Source organism: Rhodopirellula sp. SH410, from assembly GCF_055811895.1.
The window spans coordinates 7,198,108-7,212,111 of sequence record NZ_CM147949.1 but is presented as its reverse complement, the minus strand read 5'-3'; the positions used below and the strand labels follow the sequence as shown (position 1 = coordinate 7,212,111).

The following is a 14,004-nucleotide window of genomic DNA, read 5'->3' as shown; positions in this document are numbered from 1 at the left end:
TGAAAAGATGAGGGGATGGGATCTCGCGAAGGCTCCTACGCTGCGGACAACGTCGGAGCTATTGATCTTGCGTTTGCTGGTGAGGCTCTTCCACTACCGGCAGGACGACGCGAACCCAGCTGTCCGTCTCTCCCGCGGGTACGATCGTGCCTGTGTCGGTTTCAACGCTCAGGGTGGTCCAGGGTTCGCGGCACCGCGCGATCAGGATGCAGCGATCTTCGTTGAGCAAATCGGTCCAGTCGAGCTGCCCTAGAATTTCGTTTTGCAACCCTGTGTAGCGAGTCCCGCCGACGACATCGTGAAACATCAGCATCTCAGCCAGTCGGACGGGTTGGTCAATCTGGGTCACATCCCACGCCTCGGTCTGTGACGAACTCTTCAATGCCCGCTGCCGTGACAACTGCCAACGGAAGTTTTTCTGACGCAGGCGGTCGACGTCGGGAACGGTTACCGCGGCTGGGAAACGAGTTGGCAACAGGTAAACCCAGTTCTGATAGATCAACATGGCGTCGAGTAGATCAACGTCAAACGGATTGGAAAGTTCTCCCTGGAGAAGCTCGGAACCACGTCGTCGCTGCACCGGAGATGCCTCGATGTTCGTGCTCAGCTGCATCTGTAACGCTAGCGACTTGCTGCTTCGCGGTGCCATTTCGAGTGAGTCGATGCGACTGGTGAGACTTTGTTCCTGCTGCCCCACTTTGGCGGCTGCATTGGAATCGATCTCCGTGATCGGAACATGAATCGGTATGCTCCAGGCATCGATCTGGATGCCTCCCATCTCACGGCCGGGAGCACCGAACGGATGCAGGACCTGATAGGTCGTCGCGTCGGTGATCGCGGCAAGCACCTCACTGGGTTCCGCTGCAACACCGACGACTTGGGCGGGATGTGAATACAGGTACGACCATCGGAACAATCGCGTCGTGCGGGTGGAGCTATCCACATCGAGAATCTCAATTCCGCGAGATCGTAGCAGAGAGTCCTCTCCCGCTGCGGTGGATGCGGCCGACGTCTCCGGTGCACTGCGACGGGGCGCCGCCGCCATGACTAACGCAACCGACAAGAGCACCGCAATGATGGGAAACGTCACCCATCCCAGCAGTGGGTTGCCAAACACACGCCGCACGAGCAGGTAATCCAACGGTGCGACCAAGGCGATCAACGCCGCGATAATCAGTGCAACGATCGAAAAACTAATACTGCGTTTGATCGGGAAATGGTCCAAACTCCGCCGCACTTGGCCAGACAAGTCCGAGTAGCCGCTGATTCGGAAGCTGCTGCCCACCTCGCTGCGTTTCTCACTCAACAGATCCCCCGTCAGTTTCGTCACCAGCGCGAGACGCTCAGGCCAATCCACAAACGGTGCCGCATCAAGGTCCGCAGCGACCAGGGTGATTTTTCCCATCCCCGCGGTGTAGCGGATCGCCAGCGGCAATCCAATCCGCCGCGACGTTCGGCCGGCAATCAGCACCTCACCGACACGCGACAGCGTCGTCCCGCCGGCGCCAATGACCTTGGGGAATCGCCAAGCTTCAAACTCACTCAAGCGGGTCTGGCTGTTGGTGAACGTTTCGAATCCAGAGGGATCCATTGTCACCGCCGAGGAGTTGGCAATTTCAGCGGGCAATAATTCGGACAGCCAAGGCGCCGCGGGCAGCAGCGTTTGCGCACTGGCACCCAGGGTCACGAACAATCGGCCACCACCACGTACCCAACTTCCAATGGCCTCACCCTGAGCGGGCGACAATTGACGCAGCAGCTCGGTGGCGCCCCCTGTGACGACGATCAGGTCGACGCCGGAAAATCCCAGCACGTGATCGGGGACCGCATCGGCACGGTCGATGCGCGTGACAGCAACGGACGCATCGCGATTGAGCAGTTCGTTGACACCAATCGTGTCGATCCCCAGCGGGTCGCCCAAAACCACCACCCATGGCATCCCGACGGGAATCATGGAGGGTTCCTCGGCAGGCACACCGACCTCGGGGAAGCGAGTCTTCACAACCACACTGAGGTCGGAGTCCCCACGCGGTGAGTCGTCCGCGGCCGCATGGGCCGGCTGCCCATCATGGCGAATGATCAGCGGCGCCGCCTCCGTCCCCGGAATGCCATAGGCGAAGACTGGATCTCCACTGCTCCCGGACGATGCTGAGAGAAAATCCTGCTCGTACACCACGGCCACCCCGTCGCCGTCGGTTGTCTCCAGCTGAACGGAGGAGTTCAGATCCGGTGGTAGTCGTACGGCGGTCCAGTGCCCGGCCCGATAGTGCCCATTGATTCCGATCAAAGGGGACTCCGTAGCCGCGACCGCAACGGGCTCTTGCGCCGCTGCGGTCGTGAGCGAAAATAGTCCGGAGGCAATGACTAGGCCCACAGCGGTCAAAATCAACCGCTGGGCCTGGGCCCCCAATAGGAATGCACCGTCCTTCATGGCTTTTCATCCAAACTGCACTGACAGACGAAGTGCCTGCACCCCGGGCAACCCTGGCCATATTTCGCCGACAGTGCCGCCGCGAGATCGACATCGGCGACGTTGGCGATCGTGAATAGCCATGCAATCACATCGGCAAACTCCTCTTGGAGATTCTCGCGGTCGTCGCCGCGCAGGGCAGAGGCCAGCTCGCCGACCTCTTCCATTAGCCACATGAATGTGCCGTCGACGCCTCGCGCGACGTCTTTGTCGAAATACATGCGGCGGATGTGTTGCTGTAAATCCGCGATCGAGAGATCGTTCGGGGGGGTGCCCATAATGATAATTAATACAAAGTCGATAAAAACAGGCGTTTTGGGATCAGCGGGAACCCGTGACTGCCGGAAAATCTATAAAATCCGTGCCGTGAGTGCGACCAGGGTTGGCCGTCACAAAGCGGACGCTTTAACCTTTTTCCCATAGAGCCTAATCTAAGGTCGTCACTTGCGGGGGGAGGCTGCTTCAAATTCCCAGCCAGTCGCCAGACGGACGCACGACTCGTTTTGTTCGTCAGTACGAATCGTTGCCGGGCCCCACTGATCCTTCCCCACTCGCCCGCAGCGTTCCATTCGTCGCCCGATCCTGATCAACGCCCGCTTGGATCGACGGAACGATCCAGCAACACAACTCTTTTCGCAGGCACCTCTCACTCCATGTCCCAATCATCCGTGAATCGCTATCCGTTCTACAGTCCGCGATTTTGGCATGGCATGCGGCCCTTGACGTGGTGGCGTCTGCTGCGTCAGGGCGAGTTTTCGATCAGCCCTTCACGCATCGGTCTCGCGATCTCGGTGAGTATCGCGACCCCCTTCAATACGTTGCTGATGGGCCTGCAAAACCTGGTTTTTCGCCGCCGGCTCCGCGATGCTGAAATGCACGGCCCCCCGGTGTTCATCATTGGGCACTGGCGCAGTGGTACGACATTGCTGCATGAATTGATGGTCCGCGATGAACGCTGGAGCAGCCCGTCGACCTATCAGTGCTTTGCACCGTCGCATTTTCTCTTGACGCAGTGGTTTTTCCGTACCTTTGCGGCTTGGCTGCTGCCAGGCAAGCGACCGATGGACAACATGGCCACGGGCTGGGACCACCCCCAGGAGGATGAATTCGCGTTGGTCAACTTGGGGCTGCCGTCACCCTACCGCCGGATTGCCTTTCCACGCCGCGGCCCCGTTGATATGGATTACCTGGATTTTCAAGGTGTCGACGAGGAAGCACGCCAGCGTTGGCTGGGGGCGCTCAAGTCATTTTTGTACCGGGTCAGTGTTGCCACGACGCGGCCCCTGGTGATTAAAAGCCCGACGCACACCGGTCGGATTGGATATCTCGCCGACGCATTCCCCAATGCCCGGTTCATTCACATCACCCGCGATCCCCGTGATCTGTTTCCAAGCACCTGCAGGCTGTGGCGCAGCCTCGACGAAGTCCAGGCATTTCAGGCCCCGCCAGCGGATACCTCCGACGACGGCATCGAAGAATATGTGCTGGACTGTTTTGCACGGATGTATGCCGCGTTCGATGAACAACGCCACAAAATCGACGAGCATCACTTGATCGAGATCCGGTATGAGGACCTCATCGCCGATCCCGTCGCAACTCTCGAGAATATCTACGATTCGCTGCGGCTGGCGGATTTCGAAACGGTTCGCGACGAAATTCAGACGTGGACGGACAACGAACATCGCTCCTATCAGCCCAATAAACACCAGTTGTCGGCAGCGGATGAAAAGCGACTGCAGGAGCGATGGGGCGAGTATTTCGCTCGCTACGGCTACTGAGTAGGCGTGAGACTGCGAGGCTCGTAGCTCAATTCCGCCGAAAAACGCGAGCACCGGGCGTCTGGGAGAGATTCGGTTGCTCGCTCTTTTTATTGCTAATGATTCGCAATAAGGCTTGTTTGCCTGCCGCCCACCACTTAGATTGGGAACCAGCCTCACGCCTTGCGAGCAGTTGTTCGTGGGCCTCCCACCGATTTCACGATTAAGATCAGCGACATTCCGATGGATTCGACGCCGCCGACTTCCCAATCGACCGACGCAGCCAAGGCGACGAACGCCCCAGCTGATGTGGGTGGCGCCGTTGCCCCTGCGATCGAGTCCCCCGAGATCGAATCCGCCTTGATTGAAACGCGGGTGATGGGCTCGCTGCCGGGTGAGAATTCGCTCGCTTGTGGCTGTGATGCAGCTCACACCCTGAAGGTCGTTCGGTTCGAAAGTCTCGCCCGCTGCGGTGACGAAATTTGGATCGAAAACGACGGCCAGCTCTACCGCTTGCGAAAAACCCGCCAAGGCAAGCTGATTCTCACCAAGTAATCGCTGCCCCGATGCAAGCGTTACAATTGCCCCAATCGATTTGTTGACGCCCCCCGTAAACAAGGCTTCCAGTTCAACGTGACTCACAACGAAAACATTCTGTCGGTCGTCGCCGGTGCAACGGAACAGCAGCGGTTAGTGATTGTGCATCGCGTCCTCGAGACGCGGGACACACTCCGCGTGGGTCCCGTCCGCTTGCACCATCCCGAAGATACCTCGGACAGCACACGCGAGGCGTGTCACGCGGATCCCGTGCGGCAGATCTCACGGCCGTTCTGTGAACAGATCCAAGCGATCCGGGATCGCCCGATCGTTCTGCGCCAAGAATCCTTCAGCCCGGCTGTCGGATGGTTCGTTCAAAGTGAGATGGAATTGACGCTCGATCAGTGGAGCGTGATGCGGGCGACGCTTGTGCCGACCAGCGGCGTGCGCGCCCCGGTCGCAGCACCGCGAAAAGTTCGTCGGTTGTCGACTGCCGCCCGTGACGCGCGGTCGCGGATTCTCTCGAACGATGGCGAGGTGATCGCCCTCACACTGCATGCGGATCAAGCCGTCCCTGCGTGACACCGAGCCCCTACGCGCCGCCGACTGAGTCGCTCGCCGCGGAAGTCGAGCCCCGGGATGCGGCATGGTATCTCGCTCGCGTCCAGAAATACTATCGTTGGATGGGTGCGGGCATGTTGGTCTACCTCGTCATGGTCTCGATTGCGGCGTTCGTTGACCAGCTCTACCACGGATGGTTTCGCGTGGTCGATGCTGTCGTTCCGGTCCTCTGGTGTTTGTTTATGGCGTGGTTATTCGCAGCCATGACCCGCATCGGGTATGTTGCACCCGAAGAATTCCCACAGCATTACAAAAAGGCACGCTGGATTGGTGTCATTGCGGGAGCGCTTTTTCTTCCCATACTCGGCATACCAGCATTCATTTGCATTCGCCGATTGACTCGATACAGCCAATGCCTCGGATCTCGCGATGAGTGAAGCCCCCTGTTCGACCACGACCACAGTCGATCCGCCGAAGCGACTGGTCCACATGCTCCGCTGTGTCGGGCCAGGATTGATCGTTGCGGGATCGATTGTTGGTAGCGGCGAGTTGATCGCGACGACGAAAGCCGGTGCCGAGGCGGGGATGTCACTGCTATGGCTGATCCTGCTGGGCTGCGTGATCAAGGTCTTCACTCAGATCGAACTGGGCCGGTACACGCTGATCAGCGGCAAGACGACGCTTGCCGCATTGGACTTGGTCCCCGGACCGCGTGTCGCGGGGCGGGGCAATTGGTTGGTGTGGTTCTGGATCGTGATGTGGGTCGCCAGTATCAGCCAGCTCGGCGGCATCGTCGGTGGGGTCGGCCAAGCGTTGGCGATCAGCGTCCCGCTGACATCGTCGGGGCGCGTCTACAATGATCACGCCGATCGGGAGCAGCGGAGGGTATTCGATGCAGCCACCCGAACAACCTTGGCCGAGGAAGCCGACGCGGCACTCGAGGCGTCCGTCGTGCCCGCGTCAATCACGCCACCGGCGAAGTCGTACGACGCTGTGTTGTGGGCCGCTGTGATGGCGATCGTTACGAGCGTGATGTTGACCGTGGGCAGGTACGGGTTGATCCAGTCGCTTTCGACGGCGCTGGTGATTTTGTTCACGATTCTAACCGTCCTCAATACCGTGTGGCTGCAGAGCGATCCGTTCTGGGGCATCCCTTGGATGGAGGTCGCAGCGGGATTGTGGCCTCAGCTACCCGATGTTTCATTGGGGGATGCCTCCTCAACGGCCCGCCCGGTCGCCACGGCGTTGGCCGCGTTCGGCATCATCGGGGTTGGGGCGGGGGAACTGGTGGTTTATCCGTATTGGTGTTTGGAAAAAGGCTACGCCCGTTTCACAGGCCCCGACGATGGGACACCGTCCTGGAATGCTCGCGCCGCCGGATGGATGCGGGTGATGCATCTGGATTCGTGGGGCGCGATGGTCTTGTATACATTCGCGACCGTCGCGTTTTATCTGCTCGGTGTGGGCGTGTTGCATCGCATCGGGCTGAACCCCGAAAAGGATACGTTGGTTCGCACGCTGTCGGTGATGTATCAGCCGGTGTTCGGAAACGCTGCCGCGATGATCTTTCTCGCTGGCGCGTTCGCCGTTCTGTACAGCACATTTTTTGTGGCGTTGGCAGCGCATGCGCGAGTCTTTTCTGACGCCATGCGAATTGTTGGTTTGATCGACGCTGACGAAGTGACCCGTGCGAAGTGGGTTCGCTGGCTGGGCGGATTCTTTCCAATCCTGTGCTGGATTATCTACGTCGCCTTCCCCGCCCCGGCGCAGTTGGTCTTGATCAGCGGTGTCGCTCAGGGCGTGATGTTGCCGATGCTGGCCGGAGCAGCATTGTATTTCCGCTATCAATTTGTCAGCGAAGCGCTGCGTCCGGGACGCCTGTGGGACGCAATGCTATGGCTCTCCGCTGCCGCCATGCTGGTGACGGGGGTATGGACAGTGGTGTCACAATTCTGACGGAGTTCGCTCGCTGGCGAACTTCCACTGCGGATACGGCGGCCCGCTGGGCACGCGGTTTAGCAGCGTTACACGTGATGATATCGCGTTACTCGAAGATATCGCGGGTGCCTCGATCGCCGGGCACTGACGTCCCTGGCGATGTGTTGCCGGTCTGACGGGCTCCCATGCGGGCGTGCTGCCGAAGCATGTAGAGGTTGCCGAGGCCACTCACGAGGGGGTGCCGCAGGCGCTCAGCAAAATGCAGCGATGCTCTGGCGAGCGTCGCTGCGAACGGACGGACAGGATCTTATCAGCGTTTCTTGTTTGACTTCGGCCGTTTACGATCACGTGGTAAGGGTGCAGCCGGCACTTCGGGGTTCATCCGCTGACGCAGGCGATCAGCCCAGGTTGGTTCGGACTTCTCGCCGGCGGACGGGCCACCGGGGCGATTGGGGCCGGGTAAGCGTTTGGTTGAGGAGTCCGTGGTGCTGTCTCCCCCGCGGTGGTTTACTTTGCCTTCCAGGACAGCCTTGTCAAAGTGCGGCGTTTTCGGCAAGGTTTTCTTGACCAGGATCCGCTCGCCGATTCCCCATAGGCTGCTGGTGATGAAGTAGATACATAATCCAGCGGGCACACGGAAGAAGAACAGGCCCATGATGAGCGTCATGTAGCTCATCATCTTTTGCGTCATCGCGGTTTGTTCATCCGTCGCAGGCGGCATGAACATTTTCTGCTGGGCCAAGAACAGCACCATCACGATAACGGGCAGGATGTTGAAGTAGGGTCCCAGCCAACCCGTGCCGCGACCGGCCAGGTAATCCCACATCCAGTCGCCCCAGTAGTACAGCATGTCGGGGGCGGCGAGATTGGACGCCCAGGTTGTCCAGGAGGCGAAGGCGGCCTGGCGCAGTTCGATATCGACCGACAGTGATCGGTACAGCCCCATGAAAATGGGCAACTGCAAGAACATCGGTAAGCAACCTGAAAGTGGATTGAAACCAACCCGCTGCTGCAACTCACGCTGGGCTTTGACGCGGCCTTCCATGTCGTCTTTGTACTGTTCGGTGATCTTCTTCAGTTCGGGCGCGAGTTCCTGCATCCGCTGGGCGTTCACGGCGGCTTTACGGGACAGCGGGAACATTGCCCCACGAACGATAATCGTTAGTAAGAAGATGGCCACGGCATAGTTGCCGACCCCCGAGAGCACATGCAGTAGATTGCCGAGCACCTTGGCCGGCCACGAGAACCAACCGTAGTAAATGCAGGCCTGCAAGCCGTATTGATCGAAGAGTTCAGGTTGTTTCGGCCCCGCGAACAAACGCAGGCTTTGTTTCAAGCTCGAACCGGGGGGCACGTCGGCAACCGTACTGTCGAGATAGAAGGTCGTGTTAACCGCCCGCTCTTGGTTCTTGGGGATTTCCTCGGGATCAGAGGCAAGGGTCCCAATCGCGCGGCGGAAATTCGTGAGGCTGGCTTCTTCGGAGGGGGGGAGGTAGGCGACCGTGAAATACTGGGCATCGACGCCGATGTATTGCATGTCTTTCGCAGCGGCTTCCGAATTGGGAGAGAACAAGGTTTGGTCATTGGGGACCGTTTCCTTGCGAGCGCGTTTGAGCAGGCCGTAGCCCGAAACGAGTTCATGGCCTCCGGCGGTCGTGTTGTACACGAGGTCGCGAGCGGCTGAGCCACCCCAGTTCGGGCTGATTTTATTGCTGTACCACCATCCTTCGAGCGTGATTCCATTGACGCCTTCGAGCCGGTAGGCGAGCTGCTGCGGTTCGTCGTAGCGGTTGTCAATTTGTACGTCCATGTCGAGTACAAAGCTGCCCGGACGCAGCGAATAAGATCGCTGCAGTCCCACGGCATGGCCGCCCGCTGCCCGCATTTCTTGTTCGCTGAGTTGTAGCTCAAACGATACCGTTTCGAGGTCGGCATCCGCCGCGCCGCCGTCTTGTTGGGCGTTTCGGGGACTGGCGTCTTGTTTGATATTCCAGATCAGATCGCCCGGATCACGCAGTGAGGGGAGTGCTCGCTCGCCCGGCGCGATCTCGTGGCGGCCGACCTTGCCCACCGTGAGCAGTGACGACAGGCGTGTCAGGTTGCCTTTGACTTGATTCTCGCCACCCTTATCTGCCAAGCGGACCAGATCGAGTGGGTGCTCGGTGAGTTTCGCCGTGAACTGGATCGTTTTGTCGTTATCCCGGATCACATCGAGCACGACTTCGTCACCGGGTTCGGTGCCGTTGAGCCAGTTGCCGAGCATGACCGTATTGCTGATCGTGTCCCCATTGATCGCGATGATGCGGTCGCCCGGTCGCAATCCGTTGGGCACGCCAGCGGTCTTGGCAATCGCGATCGCTGCCGGCGTTCCCGGACCGACGACGTTGACACCGACGCCCTCGATCGTGGCGATGGGGTCGGCTGCTAGGTAACCGAGGTATCCGCTGCGGACGTCAACTCGGCGATACTTGAGACGCCCATTTTCCTTTCGCTCAGTCAGCTCGATTCGCTCGATTCCACCGCCGCGACTATTGAGCGTGACGAGCATGACATGTCCGCTCGTGGGAGCCATCGACCCGAGGGTCCGCCACTCCGGCATCTCGGGGCGTTGGGGAATCTCGTCGACGTCCGCACCGGCGGGCTCATCGGCCGCATCCGTCGGACCATCGGGATTGGATGGCTCGATGGTGGCGTTGACTTCGGACTCGGCGACCTCGGCGGGCGTATCGTCCTGGACAACCGGTTGGACCGGCGGTACGAACATTGTCCGCAACGACATATAGACGAGGAAGAAGGCGGTCGAAGCGAGTAGGAAGGAGGAAAAGCGGCGATCCACGAAATTATTGGCCGATAGAGATAGGCGGGGCAAACGTCCAACAGCCCAAAATGGTTGCTGGCGAAACCGGCATTCTTGCCGCTGGGGCGATTTTTGAAAAGCCAAACCGAGCCAAGAACGCCAGAATGCCGCCAATCAGGCCGTCAACAGGTCCCCACTGTGCCCTTTTTCAGAGCATCCCTCGCCAAAATCCTGTTTTGGGGCCGTCAGCGACTGCGAATGAATGAACCGAGCGGCAGTGAATGAACCGAGCCGCTACGGTCGTCAGGGCGTGGATTCCACCCTCCGGCGGCACTCCGCAACCATGGATGGAACGATCTTTCTGGCTTGCGGTCGCCTCACCAAGCAAAGAAGGGCCAGGGGCCGGGGTGGTTCGCGTGGGGCGGCATTTCAATGAATCCATCACTCGCGGCCAACGAAACAAGGTCTCCCGACCCTTTTCCGATCGCCAGTTCGGCCCGCCCCGGTTGCGTCATGCGGACGGCGCGGAGCCAGATCAGCGGTAGCGTTTTTTGCCCGACGTCCTCCAGCACGACACTGGCGGGCGTGGACTGCCAACGCGTCCGGCCGGCGAGTTTGTCGATCAGCGGCAGAGCAAATCGGACCGCGCCCATCGTCGCGCTGACCGGATTGCCGGGCAAGCCAATGATCGGTTTCGCGGTGGATTGCGAGGATCCGGTGTGAATCGCACCGAGAATGGGTTTGCCGGGCCGCAGCGGTAGTTTATGGAATATCGTTTCGGCGCCGATCTGCGAGACGACCTGCGGCACGTAGTCGTGGTCCCCCATCGAAACACCGCCCGTCAAAAGCACGATGTCGTGATCGCTGATCGCGGCGGCGAGTGTTTGTTGCAGTTGATCGGGATCGTCGACGGCGTGCAGCAGCGTGGGGGAGGCGACATACGGACGACTCGCCAGCAAAGCGGCGAGAGCGGGCGAGTTGCTATTGCGAATCTTCCAGGCAGGGAGCGGTTGGCTCTCCTCGTCCGCGCCACCGCTGAGTTCATCACCCGTCGTGATGATGGCGACACGGACCATCCGGTACACCGCAGTCGATGAGACGCCGAAACTCACCATGGCCGCCCTCTGTGGTGCACCGATCACCACGCCCGCCGGCAAGGCTTGCGAGCCAGCGTTTAAGTTCTCTCCTTGGCGGCGAATGTTCGCGCCCGTTGGGTTTTTCGCGGCCTCGGCGAGCCACTGAATCGAACCGAGCGGCAGGGAGGATGAGGGGGCGTTCTCAATCGTATGCTCACGCTGAATCACACGGTCACAACCAACCGGGACGATGCCGCCTGTGAATATACGGATCACACCGTGAGTCGAAAATTGAGGTGGCGGTGATCCGGGGATGCTCTCCGCCGTGACCGGTATCTCGTCATTGCTGTCGAGATCCCTGGCCGTGCCCAGCTCTCGGTGTGCCACTGCGTATCCGTCCATGGCCGACACATCGGCGGCGGGATGGTCGCGGTCCGCGAGGATCGGTTCCGCCAGGACGCGTCCGAGAAAATCGCGACACTGTGAATCGATCTCAACGGGCACGAGCGGGGCAGCGAGCGCGGCGATGGCATCATCGAGCCGGTCGAATTGGTAGGGAGTCATGGGAGTAAATCGTGAGGAGAATTGACGTTGTGCAAAACAGCAGCCGGAAGCTCGACGGTGAGGCAGTCGATGCTTTCGAGGAAACGATACAGGCTGCGATGTTTCGAGCCCGCGAGCGTTTTGAGGTCGAACTGCAACGAAACCGGATAAATTGCCACGAGCGGTTGTACCCTTTTGGTCGCCGCAGCGTCATCGGAGATCGCCACGACGACGCGGTCGGGGGCTGCGTCTGATACCGTGATCAGCTGCTGGAGATGCTTGGCATGGAGCCCGGGCAAGTCAACGGGGATGACTAAGACTCCGGTGCAACGTAGTGTTTTGGCCAGGTCCATGGCGCGGCAGACTCCCTCGGCGGGCCCGCGATCAGCAACTGCGTCGAAGAGCGTGTGGACGCCTTGGGGTAACGTGGGCATCACCGTCTCGCCATCGACAGCAACGGAGCAGGCGACATGGGCGCAGCAACTCAGAAGCTGACTGGTCGCGTGATCGAGGAATGTGCTGCCGGAGGCATGCGGCAACCCGGCTTTGCATCGCCCCATCCGAGTCGAACGTCCACCAGCGAGTACGGTGCCGAGTAACGAGGTGCGGGGCATGAATACTGGGGTTGCTGGTGGATCGAGGTGCGGCAGCGAAAATCACAAGGGACCAAGTTCCGGGAAATCATCTGGTTCACTTCGTCGGGCTGTCCGGGAGACTTGAATGCGTTGACGGCGAAGGCGTTTCGGCCGTTAGCCGACGCACGAGCGAAGGGGACGCCACCAAACGAAGAAACGGTACGCAATGAATAACGAAAGCGAACGCGGTTCGTCGCGAACCCGGCAGGGAGCGTGGTGATCGCATCGCGGCGCCGCGTTTTTCGGCTCGTCTCGTTTTTCCCTCGTCTCATTTTCTCCTCGTCTCATTGTACAGGAACGAGACGAGGCTGTCCGTCAGCCGTTGGCAACGGTGCTTCGTTCCCACCGCTTGGCCATCCAAGAAATTACCAGGCGAAAGCGGTGTCATTGAAATGCTTCATCCGTGCTCGATAAGTGATCTTAGGAATGATTGCGTCCGCGGTTGACGCACACCGTTCGTCCGGTGAGACTTGGTTGGGAAGAAGGTCTGCCGGCTAAGGACCTCAGGGGGAAATCATCCAGCATGATGACGCTCGCGGGAGACAGGTCGATGGCGACATTCGCCGAATCGCGGCCGCTGGCGCTGCGACCGCTTGATGGTCGAGCCGGATGTTTTACACAACGAACCGAGCGAGTGTTGACCCTTGGGATGCGATGACAAGGCGGGAGAGGAACGCGTCCTGATAACGGGCGGGCACGGCTGCATCGGTGCGGCCACCGCAAGATGGTTGCTGACGAAGTCACGCTGCCATTTGGTTGTCGGTGGACGTCACAATGATCCTGACCGGTCACGGGATGTGTTTGGCCAGATTGATTCCGCTCGGATGACCTTCGTGCAAGTCGATGTGCGCGACCAGGATCGGGTGCAGACGATCTTGAGTGAGCAAGGCATCACGCGAGTGGTGCATCTGGCAGGGTTGCAAACGCCCGACTGCAATAAAAATCGCGATCTTGGTCTGCAGGTGAATCTAGCAGGAACGCAGAATTTAATCGAAGCGATCAAGGCCGTCGCTCCCAAATTGAAGCGATTCATCTTCGCCAGTTCCATGGCAGTCTACGGGCCTCGCAGTCTCTATCCGCCTGGCATCGTTGCGATGGATTCGCCGCCGCAGCCGGTCAATGTGTACGGCACGTGGAAGCAAGCTGGCGAACATTTGACTCGATTGCTCCATACCGAAACTGGCATCGACACGATCTCGTTGCGTCCCGGAGCGTTATTCGGGCCTGGACGCGATGCAGGGCTCACCGCCACTCCGACAACGGCAATGAAGCATATCGCGAGCGGGACGTCTTATGAGATTCCGTTTAGCAGCAAGCAGGATTATCAGTATGTCCCAGACGTGGGCGCAGCATTCGGTAACGCGGTTTGGGAACCGTTTTCTGGCAACGCGGTATTCACGCTTCCGGGGCACTGTTTGGCAACACAGCAGTTTGTCGACGAGATGAGAGCTGCTGCGATTGAGCTAGGGATTCGCGATGCATTCCAGATCACCGTCGGCGCTGAAACCGTCCCCTTCATTTGTGAGGTCGACTCACAACCGTTCTTGAATGCATTTCCAAAGGCACGAACGACTCCGCTGCGGCAAGCGGTCCTGGAGTCGATCGAATTTTATCGAAAGCACCTTGAGCGTCTCTAGGGAATGAGCGGGAAAGAGGTCGCTGAACGCTCCGCGGTCGGAGCTTTCGATTC

At 59.6% G+C, this 14,004-nt stretch carries 11 protein-coding genes; 6 read left to right on the top strand and 5 right to left on the bottom strand.

The window, feature by feature from the left end; translation table 11 throughout:
• Window positions 1–58: 58 nt before the first annotated feature.
• Both SH410x_RS26455 and SH410x_RS26450 read right to left on the bottom strand, forming a co-directional pair.
• The gene (locus tag SH410x_RS26455; protein WP_473672314.1) at window positions 59–2,431 is read right to left on the bottom strand and encodes a hypothetical protein; all 2,373 of its coding nucleotides are present in this window, start codon (window positions 2,429–2,431) and stop codon (window positions 59–61) included.
• The gene (locus SH410x_RS26450) at window positions 2,428–2,748 is read right to left on the bottom strand and encodes a MazG nucleotide pyrophosphohydrolase domain-containing protein (RefSeq protein ID WP_473672313.1); all 321 of its coding nucleotides are present in this window, start codon (window positions 2,746–2,748) and stop codon (window positions 2,428–2,430) included. The genes SH410x_RS26455 and SH410x_RS26450 overlap by 4 nt, the downstream gene beginning before the upstream one ends.
• Window positions 2,749–3,123: 375 nt before the next feature.
• On the opposite strand from SH410x_RS26450, the gene SH410x_RS26445 reads away from it, so the two are divergent.
• The 5 genes from SH410x_RS26445 (at window position 3,124) to SH410x_RS26425 (ending at window position 7,281) form a co-directional block, all read left to right on the top strand.
• Window positions 3,124–4,248, top strand: coding sequence for a sulfotransferase family protein (locus SH410x_RS26445; RefSeq protein WP_473672311.1), 1,125 nt, complete (start codon window positions 3,124–3,126; stop codon window positions 4,246–4,248).
• Between the two features lie 162 nt (window positions 4,249–4,410).
• Window positions 4,411–4,782, top strand: a complete 372-nt coding sequence (gene hemP, locus SH410x_RS26440; RefSeq protein WP_473672309.1) for a hemin uptake protein HemP — start codon at window positions 4,411–4,413, stop codon at window positions 4,780–4,782.
• Between the two features lie 78 nt (window positions 4,783–4,860).
• On the top strand, window positions 4,861–5,346 hold the full coding sequence (locus tag SH410x_RS26435) for a hypothetical protein (RefSeq protein WP_473672308.1): 486 nt from the start codon (window positions 4,861–4,863) through the stop codon (window positions 5,344–5,346).
• Window positions 5,343–5,762 carry a hypothetical protein gene (locus SH410x_RS26430; protein ID WP_473672306.1) on the top strand — a complete coding sequence of 140 codons (420 nt, stop codon included), beginning with the start codon at window positions 5,343–5,345 and terminating at the stop codon, window positions 5,760–5,762. Before SH410x_RS26435 ends, SH410x_RS26430 begins: the two co-directional genes overlap by 4 nt.
• A complete protein-coding gene (locus SH410x_RS26425) occupies window positions 5,755–7,281 on the top strand; it encodes an Nramp family divalent metal transporter (RefSeq protein ID WP_473672304.1) in 1,527 nt (508 codons plus the stop codon). The genes SH410x_RS26430 and SH410x_RS26425 overlap by 8 nt, the downstream gene beginning before the upstream one ends.
• Before the next feature lie 292 nt (window positions 7,282–7,573).
• On the opposite strand, the gene SH410x_RS26420 is transcribed toward SH410x_RS26425, so the two are convergent.
• The 3 genes from SH410x_RS26420 to SH410x_RS26410 form a co-directional block, all read right to left on the bottom strand.
• Complete coding sequence (locus SH410x_RS26420; protein WP_473672302.1) at window positions 7,574–10,099, bottom strand: YidC/Oxa1 family insertase periplasmic-domain containing protein; 2,526 nt, start codon at window positions 10,097–10,099, stop codon at window positions 7,574–7,576.
• Window positions 10,100–10,437: 338 nt separating this feature from the next.
• Window positions 10,438–11,700 carry a molybdopterin molybdotransferase MoeA gene (locus SH410x_RS26415; RefSeq protein ID WP_473672301.1) on the bottom strand — a complete coding sequence of 421 codons (1,263 nt, stop codon included), beginning with the start codon at window positions 11,698–11,700 and terminating at the stop codon, window positions 10,438–10,440.
• Complete coding sequence (locus SH410x_RS26410; RefSeq protein ID WP_473672300.1) at window positions 11,697–12,293, bottom strand: molybdenum cofactor guanylyltransferase; 597 nt, start codon at window positions 12,291–12,293, stop codon at window positions 11,697–11,699. Before SH410x_RS26410 ends, SH410x_RS26415 begins: the two co-directional genes overlap by 4 nt.
• A 665-nt stretch (window positions 12,294–12,958) precedes the next feature.
• Here SH410x_RS26410 and SH410x_RS26405 point away from each other — a divergent pair.
• Window positions 12,959–13,951, top strand: a complete 993-nt coding sequence (locus tag SH410x_RS26405) for an NAD-dependent epimerase/dehydratase family protein (protein WP_473672298.1) — start codon at window positions 12,959–12,961, stop codon at window positions 13,949–13,951.
• The last annotated feature ends 53 nt before the right edge of the window (window positions 13,952–14,004 follow it).